Origin of the sequence: Simplicispira metamorpha (genome assembly GCF_004341365.1) — a bacterium.
Classification (GTDB): domain Bacteria; phylum Pseudomonadota; class Gammaproteobacteria; order Burkholderiales; family Burkholderiaceae_C; genus Simplicispira; species Simplicispira metamorpha.
In genome coordinates, this window is the sequence record NZ_SLXH01000034.1 from 1 (window position 1) to 18,255 (window position 18,255).

Annotated in this window: 16 protein-coding genes; 7 read left to right on the top strand and 9 right to left on the bottom strand. The window is 61.6% G+C overall.

Going from position 1 to position 18,255, the window contains the following annotated elements:
* Positions 1–350 precede the first annotated feature (350 nt).
* Positions 351–2,765 (top strand): penicillin-binding protein 1A, encoded by a 2,415-nt coding sequence (locus tag EV674_RS15280; RefSeq protein ID WP_119014440.1) that lies wholly within the window; start codon positions 351–353, stop codon positions 2,763–2,765.
* A gap of 8 nt (positions 2,766–2,773) precedes the next feature.
* Here EV674_RS15280 and cyaY read toward each other — a convergent pair whose 3' ends face one another.
* A complete protein-coding gene (gene cyaY, locus EV674_RS15285) occupies positions 2,774–3,103 on the bottom strand; it encodes an iron donor protein CyaY (RefSeq protein ID WP_119014443.1) in 330 nt (109 codons plus the stop codon).
* Positions 3,104–3,115: 12 nt separating this feature from the next.
* Between cyaY and lptM the strand changes: the two genes are divergently transcribed.
* From lptM to EV674_RS15300, 3 genes are all read left to right on the top strand, one after another.
* A complete protein-coding gene (gene lptM, locus EV674_RS15290) occupies positions 3,116–3,280 on the top strand; it encodes an LPS translocon maturation chaperone LptM (protein WP_119014439.1) in 165 nt (54 codons plus the stop codon).
* Between the two features lie 52 nt (positions 3,281–3,332).
* Positions 3,333–4,622, top strand: coding sequence for a diaminopimelate decarboxylase (gene lysA / locus EV674_RS15295; RefSeq protein ID WP_119014438.1), 1,290 nt, complete (start codon positions 3,333–3,335; stop codon positions 4,620–4,622).
* Positions 4,623–4,703: 81 nt separating this feature from the next.
* On the top strand, positions 4,704–5,531 hold the full coding sequence (locus EV674_RS15300) for an oxygen-binding di-iron domain-containing protein (RefSeq protein ID WP_119014437.1): 828 nt from the start codon (positions 4,704–4,706) through the stop codon (positions 5,529–5,531).
* 88 nt (positions 5,532–5,619) lie between these two features.
* On the opposite strand, the gene EV674_RS15305 is transcribed toward EV674_RS15300, so the two are convergent.
* The 5 genes from EV674_RS15305 to EV674_RS15325 form a co-directional block, all read right to left on the bottom strand.
* Positions 5,620–6,249 carry a protein-methionine-sulfoxide reductase heme-binding subunit MsrQ gene (locus tag EV674_RS15305; protein WP_119014436.1) on the bottom strand — a complete coding sequence of 210 codons (630 nt, stop codon included), beginning with the start codon at positions 6,247–6,249 and terminating at the stop codon, positions 5,620–5,622.
* Positions 6,250–6,304: 55 nt separating this feature from the next.
* A complete protein-coding gene (gene msrP / locus EV674_RS15310) occupies positions 6,305–7,300 on the bottom strand; it encodes a protein-methionine-sulfoxide reductase catalytic subunit MsrP (protein WP_119014435.1) in 996 nt (331 codons plus the stop codon).
* Positions 7,301–7,369: 69 nt separating this feature from the next.
* A complete protein-coding gene (gene ccsB / locus EV674_RS15315) occupies positions 7,370–8,713 on the bottom strand; it encodes a c-type cytochrome biogenesis protein CcsB (protein ID WP_119014434.1) in 1,344 nt (447 codons plus the stop codon).
* Positions 8,710–10,857: a cytochrome c biogenesis protein ResB gene (locus EV674_RS15320; protein ID WP_119014433.1), complete on the bottom strand. Its 2,148-nt coding sequence runs from the start codon at positions 10,855–10,857 to the stop codon at positions 8,710–8,712. The genes ccsB and EV674_RS15320 overlap by 4 nt, the downstream gene beginning before the upstream one ends.
* A gap of 144 nt (positions 10,858–11,001) precedes the next feature.
* Positions 11,002–11,625, bottom strand: a complete 624-nt coding sequence (locus tag EV674_RS15325; RefSeq protein ID WP_119014432.1) for a c-type cytochrome — start codon at positions 11,623–11,625, stop codon at positions 11,002–11,004.
* 72 nt (positions 11,626–11,697) lie between these two features.
* On the opposite strand from EV674_RS15325, the gene yihA reads away from it, so the two are divergent.
* The gene (gene yihA / locus EV674_RS15330) at positions 11,698–12,456 is read left to right on the top strand and encodes a ribosome biogenesis GTP-binding protein YihA/YsxC (protein ID WP_132750474.1); all 759 of its coding nucleotides are present in this window, start codon (positions 11,698–11,700) and stop codon (positions 12,454–12,456) included.
* A 193-nt stretch (positions 12,457–12,649) separates the two neighbouring features.
* Here the strand turns inward: yihA and EV674_RS15335 are convergent, their stop codons facing one another.
* Both EV674_RS15335 and EV674_RS15340 read right to left on the bottom strand, forming a co-directional pair.
* On the bottom strand, positions 12,650–13,516 hold the full coding sequence (locus EV674_RS15335; RefSeq protein ID WP_119014431.1) for a lysophospholipid acyltransferase family protein: 867 nt from the start codon (positions 13,514–13,516) through the stop codon (positions 12,650–12,652).
* On the bottom strand, positions 13,513–14,361 hold the full coding sequence (locus tag EV674_RS15340) for a lysophospholipid acyltransferase family protein (protein WP_119014430.1): 849 nt from the start codon (positions 14,359–14,361) through the stop codon (positions 13,513–13,515). The genes EV674_RS15335 and EV674_RS15340 overlap by 4 nt, the downstream gene beginning before the upstream one ends.
* Positions 14,362–14,493: 132 nt before the next feature.
* Between EV674_RS15340 and metK the strand changes: the two genes are divergently transcribed.
* Together metK and EV674_RS15350 are read left to right on the top strand one after the other, a co-directional pair.
* On the top strand, positions 14,494–15,681 hold the full coding sequence (metK, locus tag EV674_RS15345; protein ID WP_119014429.1) for a methionine adenosyltransferase: 1,188 nt from the start codon (positions 14,494–14,496) through the stop codon (positions 15,679–15,681).
* A 136-nt stretch (positions 15,682–15,817) separates the two neighbouring features.
* Positions 15,818–16,855 carry a bifunctional nicotinamide-nucleotide adenylyltransferase/Nudix hydroxylase gene (locus EV674_RS15350; RefSeq protein WP_119014428.1) on the top strand — a complete coding sequence of 346 codons (1,038 nt, stop codon included), beginning with the start codon at positions 15,818–15,820 and terminating at the stop codon, positions 16,853–16,855.
* Here EV674_RS15350 and EV674_RS15355 read toward each other — a convergent pair.
* Entirely contained in the window at positions 16,839–18,137 is a 1,299-nt protein-coding gene (locus EV674_RS15355) for a sensor domain-containing diguanylate cyclase (protein ID WP_119014427.1), read from the bottom strand. The genes EV674_RS15350 and EV674_RS15355 overlap by 17 nt on opposite strands.
* Positions 18,138–18,255 lie beyond the last annotated feature (118 nt).

Here is an 18,255-nt window from a genome sequence, read left to right on the forward strand (position 1 = left end):
ATGACTTCGAATTGTGTATGGCTGATGTCGCTTGGATAGCTCTTTCTCATTTCCCGAGCTTCTCATGATCCCGGAAGACTTTGAACACGTTCTTAAACGCACAAAAATAAGGCAACAAAACTTCACATTTCGCACGGATGCTATCAGTAAGATAGTTCCGTAGCCAAGGCTTTTCCTCCCACCAAGCTGCGGCGTCGTTGTCAAAAGCAGACGCTTTTATCTGGTATAGCTTGCGTTATTCAAGCAACAGAACACTGCTCTGGCAGCGGTGTTCGGCGAGCTGGTTTCTTGCCTTCCCTCCATGAACCCCGGCATTTTTATAATGCGCGTTCTTATCCAATCGGAGCGTTATGCCGCCCCCCGCACCCCCCACCGAAAACCAACACCCAAATCCTGGCCTTGATAAAAAAGACCGCCCCAAAAAACGGCATTGGTTTGTACGCTTGACGTTGTGGTCCATCGGGCTGGTGGTGGCTGGTGCCTTGGCAGTGGCACTGGTGGTGGGCGTGGCTCTGGCCATGGCCTACCCCAATCTGCCAGACGTATCCGAGCTGGCTGACTACCGACCCAAGCTGCCGCTGCGCGTGTACTCAGCTGAAGGTGCTTTGCTAGGCGAATTTGGAGAAGAACGCCGAAACTTGACACCGATCAAGGACATCCCAGAAGTAATGAAAGATGCCGTTCTGGCGATTGAAGACACCCGTTTCTTTCAACATGGAGGTGTCGATTACAAAGGTGTTTTGCGCGCGGGCTTGGCTAATCTCGGAAGGGTTAAAAGCCAAGGGGCATCCACCATCACCATGCAGGTTGCCCGTAATGTTTATTTGTCATCAGAAAAAACATTTACGAGAAAAATTTACGAAATATTACTAACATTCAAACTAGAGCATTTGCTGACCAAAGATCAGATTCTTGAGATTTACATGAATCAGATTTATTTGGGCAACCGTGCTTATGGTTTTGCAGCAGCCTCCGAGGCTTACTTTGGCAAACCTTTGAAACAGGTCTCGGTGGCTGAGGCCGCCATGCTGGCTGGCCTGCCAAAAGCGCCATCCGCGTACAACCCCATCAGCAATCCCAAGCGGGCACGGGTACGCCAGCTGCACATCATTGACCGCATGGAAGAAAGCGGCTTTATCACCAGCGAACAAGCGGCAGCCGCGCGCACGGAAGAACTGCAAATCCGTACCGGGCCGGACAACACTCGCGTGCATGCAGAGTACGTGGCTGAAATGACCCGGCAACTGATTTTTGCGCAATACGGCAACGAGGCCTACACGCGCGGACTGAACGTCTACACCACACTCAGCGCAGGCGACCAGGAAGCCGCATACCGCGCACTGCGCCGCGGCATCATGGACTACGAGCGCAGACAGCACTACCGGGGGCCAGAGAAATTTGTCAATCTCCCCACTTCAGCGCAAGAGCGCGAGGATGTGATCGATGACACCTTGGCAGACCATCCAGACAACGGCGACGTGATGTCGGCGATGGTGCTGGAAGCCAGCCCGCGCAAAATCGTCGCTGCACGCCAGAATGGCGACAACATCGAGATCACGGGCGAGGGTCTCAAGCCTGCCCAATCCGGTCTGAGCGACAAAGCCCCCCCCAATATCAAGCTGCGCCCTGGCGCGGTGATCCGCATCACCAAAACACCTAAAAATACCTGGGAGATCACGCAGTTGCCCGAAGTGGAGGGTGCGTTGGTGGCCATCGACCCCCGCAGTGGTGCCATCAAGGCACTGGTGGGTGGTTTCGATTTCGATAAAAACAAGTTCAACCACGCTACCCAAGCTTGGCGCCAACCGGGCTCCAGTTTCAAGCCATTCATCTATTCAGCAGCCCTGGAAAAAGGCTTTACGCCAGCGACAGTCATCAACGATGGGCCTCTTTTCTTTGATGCGGGCGTTACCGGCGGCCAACCCTGGGAGCCCAAGAACTACGATGGCAAGTACGACGGCCCCATGACCATGCGTACGGGCTTGGCACGGTCCAAAAACATGGTTTCGATTCGCATATTGCAAGCCGTAGGCCCCAAAAATGGCCAGGCATGGGTCTCGCGGTTTGGGTTTGATGCAGAAAAACATCCAGCCTACCTCACGATGGCTTTGGGGGCTGGATCGGTCACTCCCATGCAAATGGCCGTGGGATATTCTGTATTCGCGAACGGTGGCTACCGCGTGAACCCTTGGTTGATCGCCAAGGTCACTGACCACAAAGGCCGGGTCATTTCGGAAACGCGTCCGCCGGTGCTGGAGGAGCAAGAGCGTGCGATTGATGCCCGCAATGCGTTTGTGATGGACAGCCTGCTGCAAGAGGTGACGCGGTCGGGCACTGCTGCACGCGCCCAATCGACCCTCAAACGCCCTGACCTGTACGGCAAAACCGGCACCACCAATGACTCCGTGGACGCTTGGTTTGCCGGATTTCAACCCTCTCTGACCGCCGTGACCTGGATTGGTTACGACACACCGCGCAATCTTGGTAGCCGGGAAACGGGGGGGGGACTGAGCCTGCCCGTCTGGATTTCTTTCATGGAGCGGGCATTGAAGGGAGTCCCTGTGATGGAACCCACTGTGCCCCCAGGCGTGGTGAACGTGGGCGGCGAATGGTTCTATGAAGAATATGCGCGCAACGCAGGCGTTTCCAGCTTAGGACTGGAAAATCGCTCCAGCACCAACCCCAGCACTGCAACGGCCACCGCACCAGATGACGCACCGGTCACTGAAGAGCGCAAGCGGATTCTGGATCTTTTCCGCAACTGAACCGTGACTCACTCTGTAAACCGCAGTGCCATGCCCGACTGGGCAGAAGCATCGCGGCTGAGGTGCTCAAAGAACTCCCCGCTGCCCTTGGTGCATTGCCAGCACCTACCATCGAAGCGGTAGTGGTAACCGCCAGATTTGGCGGCCATCCAGATTTCATGCAACGGCTTTTGCTGGTTGATGATGATCTGGCTGCCATTGCGAAACGTCAATGTGACCATGCCACCAGTACGCTGGTTGTCTACATCCGCATCAGTGGAGTCATTGATGCGGTCACAGTTTTGTTCGACGGCCAGTAGCAGCCGTTCAGCGCAGGCCAGGAATTCGAGGTCGGTCATTACAATTTGCATATGTTGAAAGCGTCCCAAATTCTAGTCAGGGGTATTGCCCTTGTTGCCAGCGTGGCAGCCTTGTGTGCCTGCGGCCAACGCGGCCCGCTTTATTTACCCAACGATGCATCGGCCCCCAAGGGCACCGCCACCGCGCCAGCGCAGCCACCGACCCGGCCGCAGTGATTCACTCTGCAAGCTGCCTCCTTCTCCTTCCCCTGCTACACCTCTCTTTCCCATGACGCACACTGCATTGCCCGGTCATCCCCATATTGCCTACCGTGGCCAGGATTTGTTCATTGAAGACCTTCCGGTCAGTGCGTTGGCGCAGGCCCACGGCACGCCCCTCTTCGTTTACTCGCAAGCGTCCATGCAGTCGGCGCTGGCCGCCTACCAGCGCGGTTTTGCGGGCCGCCAGGTGCAGATCTGCTACGCCATGAAGGCGAACTCCTCCCTGGCATTGCTGCAATTTTTTGCCCGGCAAGGCTGCGGTTTTGACATCGTGTCTGGCGGCGAACTCGAACGTGTACTGGCCGCTGGCGGTGATGCGAGCAAGGTGATCTTTTCCGGGGTGGGCAAAACCCGCGCTGAAATGCAGCAAGCCCTGCAAGCTGGCATCTTGTGCTTCAACGTCGAAAGCGAAGCCGAGCTCGAAGTGCTCAATGATGTGGCAGTGGCCATGGGCACACAGGCGCCCATCAGCATCCGCGTCAACCCCAACGTCGATCCCAAGACCCACCCGTACATTTCCACTGGCCTCAAGGGCAACAAATTCGGGGTAGCACATGAGCGCGCCCTGGCCACCTACCAGCGCGCTGCTGCGCTGCCGGGCATCCGCGTCACGGGTATCGACTGCCATATCGGCTCCCAAATCACCGACGCCACGCCCTACCTGGACGCTGCCGATCGCGTGCTGGATCTGATCGAAGCCATCGAAGCCGCTGGCATTGCCATCCACCACATTGACTTTGGTGGCGGCCTGGGCATCAACTACAACGGCGACACCCCACCTGCTGCCGATGATCTGTGGCACCAGTTACTGGCCAAGATGGACGCCCGTGGCTTTGGAGACCGCCAGTTCCTGATCGAGCCTGGCCGGTCGCTGGTGGGCAACGCCGGCCTGTGTGTGACCCAGGTGCTCTACCTCAAGCCAGGCGAAGAAAAAAACTTCTGCATCGTAGATGCCGCCATGAACGACCTGCCCCGCCCCGCCATGTACCAGGCCTTTCACGGCATCGTGCCGCTGCAAGCACGTGCGGAGACTCCCCAGGTGTACGACGTAGTAGGCCCCGTGTGCGAGAGCGGTGATTGGCTGGGACGTGATCGCACCCTGGCCGTGCATGAAGGTGACCACTTGGCGGTGCTGTCAGCTGGCGCATACTGCATGTCCATGTCCAGTAACTACAACACCCGTGGGCGCGCTGCCGAAGTGCTGGTGAGCGGCCACAGCGCGCACCTGATCCGCGAGCGCGAAACCGCAGCCGACACCTTCCGCGGTGAAAAACTCTTGCCCGCCGCACCGCTTTGACATCCGTCATCGCCTTGACATTCATTAACCGCCCCATCGAGGCCCCATCAGAGTCCGTGCTTTACTGCATCGCAACCATCCATGCCCATTGAACTCTATCGCGACAAAAATCATGCCTGCTATATGTTCACCGACCTCGTCGAAGAAGATGGGCAGGCGGTGCAGGCCAACCAGTTCCTGATCGTCGATGACGACACGGGCGCCATCATCGACCCCGGTGGCAACTTGGCTTACAACGAGCTGTACATGGGCATGCTGAAGCACTTTCCGCCCCAAAAGCTCTCGTACCTTCTCGCCTCGCACGCCGACCCCGACATCATTGCATCGCTGGACCGCTGGCTCTCCAGCACCAAGGCGCTGCTAGTGATTTCGCGCATGTGGGAACGCTTTGTGCCCCACTTCACCAAAACCGGCAAAACCGAGAACCGGGTGATTGGCGTGCCCGATGGTGGTGGCCGCCTGCCGCTGGGGCGCCACGAACTGTGGCTGCTGCCAGCGCACTTCATGCACTCGGAGGGCAACTTCCAGTTTTATGACCCGGTGAGCCGCATCCTGTTCACTGGGGACTTGGGGGTCTCCATGATGAGCGGCGCCCAGGCTGCCAAGCCGGTCACTGATTTCAAAGCCCACATCCCGCTGATGGAAGGCTTTCACAAGCGCTATATGGTCTCAAACAAGATCATGCGCCTGTGGGCGCAAATGGCCCGCCAGCTCGATATCTCCATGATCGTGCCCCAGCATGGCGCTCCCATCATGGGCGCGCAGGCCATCAGCGACTTCATCAACTGGATTGAGGGCTTGACCTGCGGTATCGACCTGTTTGATGACCGCGCCTACCAACTGCCCAGCGCCACCATTGACCCGGTAGTGGGCAAGGCACGCCCCACACTGCGGCCTGTCACTGCCTGATTTAGAGAAAAAGTGCCCCAAAGGCTTTCTGGAAGGGCGCCAGCAGCTATTAATTAAATAGCAAATTTCATCCACTGCTCTGGAACGATCAGGGCATTGGGTGGTATTTTTTATGGCGCTGGCGCCACCCATGGCGTATGCGCCAGCCGAGCAAACCGGCCAACAAGGCGCCATACCACAGCACCTCGGCAAAGTCGTTTTTTCCCGCGCGCATCCAGAAGAAATGCAGGATCCCCAGCACCGCTACGACGTACACCGACCTGTGCAGTGCCCGCCAACGCGCCGCACCCAACCAGCGTATGGCACGGTGGGGCGACGTGGCCGCCAGCACCGCCAGCAGGAGCAGCGCCAGCGTGCCCACCAGGATGAACGGCCGTTTGGCAATGTCGTGCACGATCTCGCCCACATCCAGCCCCATGTCGAACCAGGCGTAAGCCAGCAGGTGCAAGACGCCGTAGAAAAAAACAAACAACCCCAGCATGCGCCGGAACCGGGCCAGCGCGGGGGTACCGGTGGCAATGCGCAGCGGCGTCACGGCCAGCACCAGGCACAAAAAGCGCAGCGTCCAATCGCCCAGGTCACGGATCAGTGCTTCAGCGGGGTTGGCGCCCAGTTGGTCGGTGACAGCGGCGTAGACCAACCAGGCCAACGGCACCAGCGACAACGCAAACAGCAGCGGCTTGGCTGCGCGGTGGAGCAGCATTTTTTGAACGTCCATCAGCACCCTTTTGCCAACTGCTGGCACCTGACAGCGCGTGCAAGGCCTGCCACGGTCAATAAAACTTTTTCAAGTCCATGCCTGCGTAGAGCTGGCCTACCTGGGCCTCGTAGCCATTGAACATCAAAGTTTTGCGCTTTTTCGCAAACAGACCACCTTCCCCAATGCGCCGCTCGCTGGCCTGGCTCCAGCGGGGATGATCGACATTGGGGTTGACGTTGGAATAAAAGCCGTATTCGTTGCGCGCCGCCTTGTTCCAGGCGGTGCCGGGCTCCTGGTCGGTGAAGCGGATTTTGACAATGCTCTTGGCGCTCTTGAAGCCGTACTTCCAAGGCACCACGAGGCGCACGGGGGCACCGTTCTGGTTGGGGAGCACCTCTCCGTACATGCCAAAGGCCAGCAGCGTCAGTGGGTGCATGGCCTCGTCCATGCGCAAGCCTTCGGTGTAAGGCCAATCCAGCACGCGCGAACCGACAAAAGGCATGGTTTTTTTGTCGGCCAGCGTGACAAACTCGACGTATTTGGCGCTGCCCAGCGGCTCCACGCGCTTGATCAGTTCTGCCAGCGAGTACCCCACCCACGGAATGACCATCGACCAGCCTTCGACACAGCGCAGACGGTAAATGCGCTCTTCCTGGGCACTGAGCTTGAGCAGGTCTTCGATGCCATATTGACCCGGTTTTTTCACCAACCCTTCAATAGCCACCGTCCAGGGCGTGGTCTTGAGCGTATGGGCGTTGCGCGCCGGGTCGGCCTTGTCAGTGCCAAACTCATAGAAATTGTTGTAGCTGCTGGCGTCTTGGTAGCTGGTCAGTTTCTCGACTGTCGTGGCGCCCGGCACAGCAGACGGCACACCCGGCAGCGGCGCATGTTTGCCTGGCCTGGCAGCCTGCGCCAGCGCATCACGCTGGGCCCAGCTGGCCAGGGCAGCGCCAGCGACACCACCGGCCATGGCACGCAACAGGGTTCGCCGGTCTTGGTATACCGAAAGCGGCGTGATGTCGCTGGGAACAGGGTGCTGGAACCCGTTGCGCGATGAGAGAAGGTGCATGGTGAATTCCTGAATGGCCTCAAGGGGTGGCGCCAGCGTTCAGCGCCCCGGGAAGGACTCACCTGGCGATTACAAGGTTCCGTAACTGTGCAGACCAGACAGGAACATGTTGACGCCCAAGAAGGCGAACGTCGTCACCGCCAGCCCCACCAGCGCCCACCAGGCTGACACGGTACCGCGCAGGCCTTTCATCAGGCGCATGTGCAGCCAGGCTGCGTAGTTGAGCCACACAATCAGCGCCCAGGTTTCTTTGGGATCCCAGCTCCAGTAGCCGCCCCAGGCCTCGGCAGCCCACAAGGCCCCCAGCACGGTGGCGATGGTGAAAAAGGCAAAGCCGACGGCAATCGACTTGTACATGACATCGTCCAGCAACTCCAGCGCGGGGAGCTTGGCGGCAATGCGCTGGCGTCCGAACAAAATAGCGCCGACGATCAGCGCCGAAATGCCAAAGTACACCATCCAGTAGCTGCCGCCATTGGCGCCCGCAACGGGCCGAAACACCACCGGCTCAAAGCACAGCACCACACCCAGCAGCCACAGCGGCGCCAGTTTGTACCAGCGCGTTTCACCAGCAGACTGCTTGATCAGGTAGGCAAAGGCCACCATGGCTGCCAGGGCAAAAGTGCCATAGCCAATGAAGTTGGCAGGCACATGCAGCTTCATCCACCAGCTTTTCAGGGCGGGCACCAAAGGCTGGATTTCATGGGCTTCACGCACCACGGTGTACCAGAGCAAAAAGCCCACCGCCGCACTGACCACCAGCATGACAAAGCTGCCCAGAGCGCGGGTACGGTACTGCTCTTCGTAGTACAGGTAAAACAGCGCCGTCATCCAGCAGAACATGACGAACACTTCGTAGAGGTTGCTGACCGGGATGTGGCCCACATCGGCGCCGACCAGGTAGCTCTCATACCAGCGCACCAGCGTACCGATCAGCGCCATGGCCACGGCCACCCAGGCTAGGCGCGAAGCGATCAGCGACATGGTGGCCCCCTCGCCACGCGCAAACATGCTGATCCAGTAGAAGGCCGTGCTCATGAAGAACAACATGCTCATCCACAAAATGGCCGATTGGCTGGACAGGAAATACTTGAGCCAGAACACCGTGTCGGCACGGGCCAGGCTGCCTGCACTGCCGTCGTCGTAGAGGCTGATGGCCAGCAAGGCACACCCGGCTGCCACCAGCATCAGCGCCCGCAGTGGTCGCCAGAACCAGCCCAGCCAGATAGTGGCCGGAATGGAGCCCAACAAAATACCTTTTTCATAGCCATCCATGAACGCGGCATAGCGCTGCAAGGCAAACAGTCCGCCGCCCAACACCAAGGCAGCAAAAAGCCAGTCGAACCAGTTGCGCCGTGACAGAAAACTCTCGTTCAAAGTCAACGTGGTCGTGGTGGTGGTAGCCGTGTTCATTCAGTTGCTCCTGCGGGGCGTGCCCCTATGAGTTTGTCGGTGAGCTGGGCAAATTCGCGGTCGCCATCAAACGTCTTGCGATTGCTCGACAGCGCCATGGTGGCGTGGGTGCGCCCGCCCTGCGGCGCCAACCAGACCCAGACGCGGCGCTCGCGGATATAGAGCATGGCAAACACGCCCAGAATGAGCAAGGCACACCCCAGGTAAACAATGTTTTTGCCCGGCGCACGCGCCACCTGAAACACGCTGGCTTGTACCTGTGTGAAGTCTTGGAGTGCAAAGACCAGAGGTGCAGGGTAAATCTGTGCATCGCTCAGGGCCAGCACCGCCTGGGTCATGAAACCCTGGGTCTGTGTGCTGGGCTCCAGCAGTGCCAGGCCAGCGCGCTGTTGCGTGATCTGAGCCAGCTCGAACAGCGCGCCATTGAGGATGCGCACCAGTACCTCACCCGCACGGGCACGCTCTGCCTCAGGCACGTTGACCTCCATGAAAGCAGAGACTGCGGGCAGCCCACCCTGGTACTTGCCATCCTCCCCCACACCACCGGCAAACAAGGCCAGCGCCCGCGTTGCCGACTGGGTCAACTGCTCGACCAGTTCGGTGCGCGAGGCATCCACTGCCTGTGCCACATAGCGGCGCACGGCCAGTTCGCGTGCGGCAGGATCGTTGAGTGCTGCACGCAAACGAATGAAGCCATCCAGACTGCCCTGGGCATCAGCAGGCACACGCAGGTAACGGAAAGGCTCGGCCTGGCTGTCGCGCACACCCAGCAGGAACATCGCCGGGCCGCCATCGCCCATGTCGATGGGCAGCATATAGTTGTGGAACTCACGGGCCTGGCCAGCGGCATCGCGCAGCTTGTAGCCAATGCTGGGGCCGACGTTGCGCAATTCTTTTTGTGTCACGGTCTTGTTGGCGGCCCCCAGACGGGCGTCAATGGACTGGCGCAAATCCACCTTGCGCACGTCCACACCCGAAGCCGGGCTGCTGCCATTGGCAAAATTTTCGACGTTGATGGTGCGCAGCGAGGTCAGCTCCAGTGTCAAGGTATCGCTGCCCGCACCCTTGATGAGCTGCGAGGTACCACCAATCGTGCCCTCCATCTTGAACGGTTGCGCACCCACTGCCATGGGCAGCGCCTGCAAGCGCACCGATGAGCCGCCATCGTCAAAGCTGGACTGGTAAATCTCCACACCTTTGTAGCTGGCCGGATGATTGACTTCAATGCGCGCTGGCGTAACCTCGCCCGTGGCTTTGTCGTGGATCATGATTTCGCTGGCAAACAGCTTGGGCATGCCCGTGGAGTAGTGCTCAACGATGAATTTCTTCAGCTCAATGGCAAAGGGCAACTCTTGCAAGAGGATGCCATCGGATTGGCTCAGAATGGCGGTGCTGGACTGCGTGCCCTCGGCCACCAGCAGGTTGCCACGGAAGGTGGGGTTGCGCTCGCTCAGGCGGTGCTGGGGCGCCACATCGGAAATCAAACCACCACCGTTGTAGGGCACCTTGCCGTTGAACCACATTTGCGCGCGCACGATCAGGTCACCATCGAGCAGACCGCCAATGCACACCAGCACAATGGCGCTGTGTGCAGCGATGTAGCCGATTTTGTTGGCCGCACCCGCCTTGGCGGCCACCATCCAGCCAGTGCCAGCACCTGCGGGGGTATCGCGCTGCTGCAACTTCACCTTCCAGCCACCACCCACCAGCATCTGACCGATGCGCTGGGCCTCGGTGGCGGCATCGCCTGCCAGCTCTGCCTGCGCTTTGTGGTGGAAAGCGCTGAGGTTCTTCTCGCGGATGTTTTCTTTGTACGTCTTCAGATCGGTCAGGATTTTGGGCGTACTGCGCGCAATGCACAGCGACGTGCTGGTGACCAAAAACGCCAGAATCAGTAAGAACCACCAGGCGCTGTACACCGCATTGAGCTTGAGCGCGGCAAACAGCTCGGCCCAGAACGGCCCGAACTGGTTGACGTAATTGACAGCAGGCTCGTGCTGCTTGAGCACCGTACCAATCACCGAGGCGATGCAGATCACCGTCAGCAGCGCGATGGCAAAGCGCATGGAGGCCAGCAACTCCATGCTGGCACGCAGAGCCTGCGAGCCCGCGCGGGAGCGAACGCCTTGGGAAGAATCAGACATGGACAAGGATGGTACGGAGCCGAAATAAAAAGAGGCGGGCCATCTGGAGGATGGGCCCGCCTGTCTTGGGGTCTGTTGCTGGCGGTTGGTTCCGCACCACCGTGCTCTGCAATGGCAGAGCGCGGCGCGGGCGACGTCCGGATATCAGCGCAGCCCGGCGATGTAGTCCGACACCGCCTTGATTTCGCGGTCATTGAGCTTGGCGGCCACACCGGTCATCTGGGCACTGTTGGTGCGCACACCATCGCGGAACTGCACCAGTTGGGCAGCGGTGTAGTCGGCGTGCTGGCCGCTCAAGCGAGGGTATTGGCCGGGAATGCCAGCGCCATTGGGGCTGTGGCAACCAGCGCAGGCGGCGATGTTGCGATCGGCAATACCGCCACGGTAAATACGCTCACCGAGTTTGACGAGCTCTTTGTCTTTGGCAAAGCCGGGCGCTGCGGGCTTGGTGGCCACCCACCAAGCGATGTTCTTCATGTCTGCATCGGTCAGCGTGGCGGCGAAGCCTTGCATGATCGCGTTGGCGCGCTTGCCAGACTTGAATTCTTGCAGCTGCTTGACCAGGTACTCAGGGTGCTGTTGTGCCAGCTTGGGGTTGGCGGCGATGGTGGAATTGCCGTCGGCTGCATGGCAGGCAACGCAGACAGCGGCATAGCTGGCCTCGCCTTTTGCCAGATCAGGCTTGGCCGGACTGGCTGCCTGGGACAAGGCAGGGAAAGCGGGAGCTGCCAGCGCGGCAGCCATGAGCAAGGAGGCGAGCAACTTCATATCAGGGACTTGTTGGTGGTGGCGCAAAACCACGCGATTCTACAATGCGACTCCATCGTCCCTGATTTGCCCATGACCCCCCCTCTTTCCGTGCCCGCCGCCGACGGCGCCCCCACCGCCCCCGACGCCCGCACCGCCATGGGCTGGATGCACACCGCGCGCTTTCTGACCACCGCAGCGCAACTGCACCAGTTGCCCGTCATTGACGTGCCCGAAATCGCCTTTGTCGGCCGCTCCAACGCGGGCAAATCCTCCTGCATCAACACGCTGACGCAGCAAAAACAGCTGGCTTTTGCGTCCAAAAAACCAGGGCGCACGCAGCACATCAATTTGTTCTCGCTAGGCCGCCAGGGCATTACCGACGCCGTACTGGCCGATCTGCCCGGCTACGGCTACGCCGCCGTGTCGCGCTCGGACAAAATGCGCTGGCAGCAGGTGATGGTCAATTATTTGGTCAGCCGCGAGAGCCTCACCGGCATCGTGTTGCTGTGCGATCCGCGCCTGGGCCTGACCGAACTGGACGAGGCCCTGCTCGAAGTGGTGCGCCCGCGTGTCGAAGAGGGACTGAAGTTTCTGGTGCTGCTGACCAAAGCCGACAAACTCACGCGCGCAGAACAGGCCAAAGCGCTGTCGATCGCCCGGCTGCAAACGGGCGGCGGCGAGGTGCGGATGTTCTCCGCGCTGAAAAAACAAGGCGTGGACGAAGCCGCGCAACTGCTGTGGCAGTGGGCACACCCAGCGGTGGCTGCGCAGCCCGAGGCACCCGCCACCGATGCCGCCACCGATGCCGCCAGCGAGGCCGCCGAGGCCGAGCCGCCCGCGCTGGATTGAGCGCGTTTGCGCCCCTGGCCGGGCGCACCCTTGCTATTTAAACAATAGCTGCTTGCGCATACCGCGCAAGGGCTGGAAGCATTTTTTATCTAAAACGCCTCCTGAGCGCCTGCTGCCCGCCAGTCAGCCAGCCATAAACTCCTGAATTGATAGCTGCTCGCGCCCACCCAGCAAGCGCTGGAGCCTGATTTGGTTAATACACCGAAGGCTCACCCGGTGGCCTGGTCTTGAAGCGTTTGTGAACCCAGTAATACTGGCCCGGTATGGGGTTGATGTAGCGCTCCAACTCGCGATTCATGCGTGCGGTATCAAAGGCCACGTCGTCGGTGGGGAAGTGCTCCCAGGCGGGGGTGATTTCGGCCACATAGCCCTCGGGCGTCAGGCGCGTGACCATGCCCACCACCTTGGCCCGGCCCAGCCGCGCAAACCGCGACAGCGACGGCACCGTGGCCGCCTGCATGCCGTAGAAGGGCACGAAGATGGACTCGTTCGGCCCAAAATCCATGTCGGGCAGCAAATACAGCAACCCGCCCTTGCGCAGGCTGGAGATGATGGGCTTGACGCCATCGGCGCGGTTGAGCATGCGCACATCACCAAAACGCTGGCGCCCGCGCATAAACCAAGCGTCCAGCGCCGGGTTCGGGTGGGTGGAAAAAATCGAGGTGAACGCCCGCGTGGTGTGCAAAGGCAGCGCCAGACCGCCCGCATCCATGCCGTAAAAGTGCGGCGCAAAAATGATGGTGGGCGTATCGCCCTCCAGCTCGTGCAGCGCGCCTTGCAGCTTGACGCGGCGCAGCACCACCTCGCGCGGCGCCGACCACAGCCAGCTGCGGTCGAGAAAAGTCTGGCAAAACACCACGAACGCCTCGCGCGCCCAAGCGCGGTGCTGGGCTGGGCTGGCCTGCGGAAAGCACAGCGCCAGGTTGCGCAATGCAATCTTGCGCCGGGGCACCACCAGCACGAACAGAATGCGCCCCAGCACCCAGCCTAGCCCCCGCAGCACCGGCAATGGCAGGTACGCCAGCAGGCCCATGAGCCACACGCCCAAGCGCCCGCTCACGCTGCCACCCCGGTGGCGGTTTCGGTGCGCGGCTGCTTGTAGCGGCCATAGCCCCACAAATACTGCTGCGGGCACTGGCGGATCAGCTGCTCCATGGCCTGGTTGATCTGGCCTACGGCAGCTTCCAGTGCCGTATCCAGCGGCGCAGGCAGGGGCTCAAAGTGGGCCACATAGCCACGCCCCCAGGGCAGGCGCTCGCAGCGCACCAGCACCACGGCAGCGCCGGTTTGCTGGGCCAGGCGTGCGGCCAAGGTCATGGTGTAGGCGTTTTTGCCAAACACGGGCGACCACAGGCCCTGGCCCTCGGGCGGCACCTGGTCGGGCAGCAGGCCCACGGCCTCGCCCCGGCGCAGCGCTTTGATCATCTGGCGCACGCCGGCCAGCGTGGTCGGCACAGCCTGCATGCCGGGGCGGTCGCGCGCGGTTTCCATGACCCTGGCCAGCCAGGGCTGGCGTGCCGGGCGGTACAGCACGGTGATGGGGCCATGCTGTGCGCTCCAGCGGCGCGCAGCGGCCTGGGCCGACAGCTCAAAGCAACCCAGGTGCGGCGTCAGGTAAATGATGCCGCGCCCAGCGGCGTAAGCGCGCTCCACGCAGTCCTCGCCCACCAGGCGGCACGGCGGCGGCGCGCCCAGCCACAGGCGCGGCAGCTCAGCCACCATGCGCCCGGCGTGGGCCACGGCGGCGCGCACATCGGCAAAACGGTAGCCCGCCAGCGCAGCGTTGTCGATGAAGCGGCGTCGGTACGTGGGCGATGCGGCAAACGTCACCCAGCCCATGGCAGCGCCCAGCGCGTGCAACAGCCACAGGGGAAATACGGAAAAGAGCCGAAAAACGACGGGCATTAGAATAGAGGGGTCGCTGAGTTAAATGAGCAACTTGCAGGGCGACGTTAAACAAAGCTGCTAAAGCGTTCGCCGAAAGCTCCTGTAGCCGAGGGCAACGCCCCACTTGCCAAGACACAGGAGTTTATTCAAATGGCGAACGACTTTCTCTTCACTTCCGAATCCGTCTCTGAAGGCCACCCCGACAAGGTGGCAGACCAAATCTCGGATGCCATCCTCGACGCCATCCTGGCGCAAGACCCCAGCGCTCGCGTCGCCGCCGAGACGCTGACCAACACCGGTCTGGTGGTGCTGGCCGGCGAAATCACCGCCAAGCCCGGCGTCAACGTGGATTACATCCAGGTGGCGCGTGACACCATCAAGCGCATCGGCTACGACAACACCGAATACGGCATCGACTACAAAGGCTGCGCCGTGCTCGTGGCCTACGACAAGCAAAGCAGCGACATCGCCCAGGGCGTGGACCATGCGTCAGACGACCACCTGAACACCGGCGCTGGCGACCAGGGCCTGATGTTCGGCTACGCCTGCGACGAAACCCCCGAGCTGATGCCCGCGCCCATCTACTACGCGCACCGCCTGGTCGAGCGCCAGGCCCAGCTGCGCAAAGATGGCCGCCTGCCCTTCCTGCGCCCCGACGCCAAGAGCCAGGTCACGCTGCGCTATGTCGATGGCAAGCCGCACAGCATCGACACCGTGGTGCTCTCGACCCAGCACGCGCCCGAGATGAGCCTGGGCGACAAGATGAAGCCCGAGTTCTATGAGGCCATCCGCGAAGAAATCATCCGCCCCGTGCTGCCTATCGAGTGGCTGACGGCGGACACCAAATACCTCATCAACCCCACCGGCCGCTTCGTCATCGGCGGCCCGCAAGGCGACTGCGGCCTGACCGGGCGCAAGATCATCGTGGACACCTACGGCGGTGCCTGCCCGCACGGTGGCGGTGCCTTCAGTGGCAAAGACCCAACCAAGGTGGACCGCAGCGCCGCCTACGCCGCCCGCTATGTGGCCAAGAACATCGTCGCTGCGGGCATTGCCCGCCAGTGCCAGATTCAGGTGGCCTATGCCATTGGTGTGGCCCGTCCGATGAACATCACCGTGTACACCGAGGGCACCGGCCTGATCCCCGACGCGCAGATCGCCCAACTGGTGCAGGAGCACTTTGACCTGCGCCCCAAGGGCATCATCCAGATGCTGGATCTGCTGCGCCCGATCTACCAAAAAACCGCTGCCTACGGCCACTTTGGCCGCGACGAACCCGAGTTCACCTGGGAGCGCACGGACAAAGCGGCAGTGCTGCGCGCGGCTGCGGGCCTGTAAAGACCCCGAGCACACCCCTTGGCGGCAGCACCACCGCCAAGGGTTTTTTAAAGTAAAAAGTAGCTCCAACCCAATAGGGGTGCGCGCGAGCAGCTCACATTTTTGATATTCACACAGGCCGTCTCAGGCCCGCACCATGTACGACACCGCCATCCTCATCGGCCGTTTTGAGCCCGTACACAACGGCCACCTGGCGCTGCTGCGGCGTGCCCTGGACAGCGCCCGCCAAACCATCGTGGTGATGGGATCGGCTTGGCAGGTGCGTTCGCCCAAAAACCCGTTCACCTGGCAAGAGCGCGCCGCCATGCTGTGCGACGCCCTGCCCGAGGCCGACCGCGCGCGCCTGCATGTGCTGCCGGTGCGCGACTACTACAACGAAGCGCGCTGGGTGCAGGCCGTGCGCGCCAGCGTGGCGCAGCAGGTGCCAGCCGACGCGCGCATCGGCCTGGTGGGCCACTTCAAGGACGCCACCAGCAGCTACCTCAGCGCGTTTCCGGGCTGGACACTGATCCCCATGGAGCGCCAGGGCAGCATCGACGCCACCACCATCCGCGACGCCTACTTTGGCGCCACGCCCGCCACCGCCACAGCAGCGCTGGCACCGCTGGCCGACCAGATCCCCGCCAGCACCCTGACCGCCCTGGGCACCTTTGCCCAGCAAACCGAATACACCACGCTGCAAGAAGAGTGGCGCGTGCTGCGTGCGCACCGCCAGTCCTGGGCCCATGCCCCCTACCCGCCCGTGTTTGTCACCGTGGACGCGGTGCTGCGTTGCCGCAACCAAGTGCTGCTGATCCGCCGCGCCCACGCACCCGGCAAGGGCCAACTGGCCGTGCCCGGCGGCTTCATTGAACAGCGTGAAACGCTCTGGCAATCGTGCCTGCGTGAGCTGGCCGAAGAAACTCACTGCGCCGTGTCCGAGGCGCAACTGCGCAGCGCGCTGCAATCGGTGGCCGTGTTTGACCACCCCGACCGCAGCCAGCGCGGGCGCACCATCACGCACGCGCACTACTTCGACCTGGGCGACATGCCCCTGCCCGCCGTGCAGGCCGACGACGATGCACTACAGGCGCAGTGGGTGCCCGTTGCCCAACTGACCGCCCTGGAAGACCGGTTTTTTGAAGACCACTTCCACATGCTCGACCACTTTCTGGGGCTTACGCAGGGTCGCTGAGCGCTGCCGCCACGGCGGCTTCGACCCGATCGCGCCCCTTGGCCTTGGCCCGGTACAGGGCTGAGTCTGCCGCCATGAACAGCGCCTGCGCGGTGCTGCCGTGGTGCGGAAACACTGCCATGCCAAAGCTGCAAGTGACCGGGCCCAGCACCGCTGCGGTGGGCCAATCGACCTGTGCCAAGGCCGCACGCAAACGCCCACCCAGCACCAGCAGATCGTCCAGCCGGGTGTCGGCGCACACCACCATGAACTCCTCGCCGCCCCAGCGGGACAGGCAGTCTGTGGGCCGCACCTGGGCACCCAGAACGCGGGCAATCTGGCGCAGCACCTCATCGCCCACCGCATGGCCAAACTGGTCGTTGATGGCCTTGAAATGGTCTACGTCAAAAACGCACACCCCCAGGGTCGTGCCCAGTTGCCGGCAGCGCTCCAGGTGGCGCTGGAGGCACTGCTCGCCCTCGCGCCGGTTGGGCAGCCCGGTCAACGCGTCGTGGGAGGCCAGCTCTTGCAAAGCCTGCTCGGTTTTCTTGCGGTCGGTGATGTTGTGCACCATGCCCACCACGCGCCGGGGGGCGCCTTGCGCATCGCGCTCGCAAACGCGGCCCCGGTCGTGTACCCAGATGAAATGGCCGTTGCGGTTGCGCAGCCGGTATTCGACCTCATAGCGCTCGCGCTGGCCCGACAGGTGCTCGTGCAGCACGCGCTGCACAAATTCGCGGTCGTCGGGGTGGACGTTCTCTGACCAGGACTCCAGCGAAGGGCGCATCTCGTGGGGGCCATAGCCCAGCATGCGCTTGAGCTGCGGGCTGAAAAACACTTCATTGGTTTCCAGGCACCAATCCCACAGGCCATCGCTGGCCTGGGTCAGGGCGTAGTGCAGTTGCATATCCCGGTCGTGCAGGTCTTGCTCCAGGGCCAGGCGCTGGCTGATGTTGCGGGCAATCGACACAAAGTACTCGCGCCCCTCGTGCTCGAACGCGCTGGTGCAGACCTCAACAGGCACTTCTGCACCGCTCTTGTGCTGGTGCTGGCCCACAAACACCAGCCCCTGCGGCGCGGCGCGGATGGCCTGCGCCAGACTGGCCCACTGCGGCATGCCCAGCACGTCTTTTTGCAGACTGAGCACCGAGTGCGACAACAGCTCGGAGCGCTCCATGCCCACCTGGTGCAGCGCCGCCGCGTTGCAGTCAAGGATGTCCGAGCTGTGCGGATCGATCAGAAAAACTGCATCGGGCAAATGCTGGAACAGAGCCAGGGATAAAGAGGGGGAGGAAGAGAGCATGTGGGCAATCACGGTCGGGCCAAAACAAGGCAGGCAACCATTGGCAGCGGGGCACCGGCGCCCGGCTGCCCCAAACCACGATGGTAGGGCATACCACTACCAAGTATCTGACAAAGCC

Coding starts and splice junctions, on each gene's coding strand:
- EV674_RS15300 (WP_119014437.1), top strand. CDS start 4,704: ATGCCCATTGAACTCTATCGCGACAAAAATCATGCCTGCTATATGTTC.
- lysA (WP_119014438.1), top strand. CDS start 3,333: ATGACGCACACTGCATTGCCCGGTCATCCCCATATTGCCTACCGTGGC.
- EV674_RS15340 (WP_119014430.1), bottom strand. CDS start 14,361: ATGCCCGTCGTTTTTCGGCTCTTTTCCGTATTTCCCCTGTGGCTGTTG.
- EV674_RS15320 (WP_119014433.1), bottom strand. CDS start 10,857: ATGTCTGATTCTTCCCAAGGCGTTCGCTCCCGCGCGGGCTCGCAGGCT.
- yihA (WP_132750474.1), top strand. CDS start 11,698: ATGACCCCCCCTCTTTCCGTGCCCGCCGCCGACGGCGCCCCCACCGCC.
- cyaY (WP_119014443.1), bottom strand. CDS start 3,103: ATGACCGACCTCGAATTCCTGGCCTGCGCTGAACGGCTGCTACTGGCC.
- EV674_RS15280 (WP_119014440.1), top strand. CDS start 351: ATGCCGCCCCCCGCACCCCCCACCGAAAACCAACACCCAAATCCTGGC.
- EV674_RS15305 (WP_119014436.1), bottom strand. CDS start 6,249: ATGGACGTTCAAAAAATGCTGCTCCACCGCGCAGCCAAGCCGCTGCTG.
- EV674_RS15350 (WP_119014428.1), top strand. CDS start 15,818: ATGTACGACACCGCCATCCTCATCGGCCGTTTTGAGCCCGTACACAAC.
- msrP (WP_119014435.1), bottom strand. CDS start 7,300: ATGCACCTTCTCTCATCGCGCAACGGGTTCCAGCACCCTGTTCCCAGC.
- metK (WP_119014429.1), top strand. CDS start 14,494: ATGGCGAACGACTTTCTCTTCACTTCCGAATCCGTCTCTGAAGGCCAC.
- EV674_RS15325 (WP_119014432.1), bottom strand. CDS start 11,625: ATGAAGTTGCTCGCCTCCTTGCTCATGGCTGCCGCGCTGGCAGCTCCC.
- ccsB (WP_119014434.1), bottom strand. CDS start 8,713: ATGAACACGGCTACCACCACCACGACCACGTTGACTTTGAACGAGAGT.
- lptM (WP_119014439.1), top strand. CDS start 3,116: ATGTTGAAAGCGTCCCAAATTCTAGTCAGGGGTATTGCCCTTGTTGCC.
- EV674_RS15355 (WP_119014427.1), bottom strand. CDS start 18,137: ATGCTCTCTTCCTCCCCCTCTTTATCCCTGGCTCTGTTCCAGCATTTG.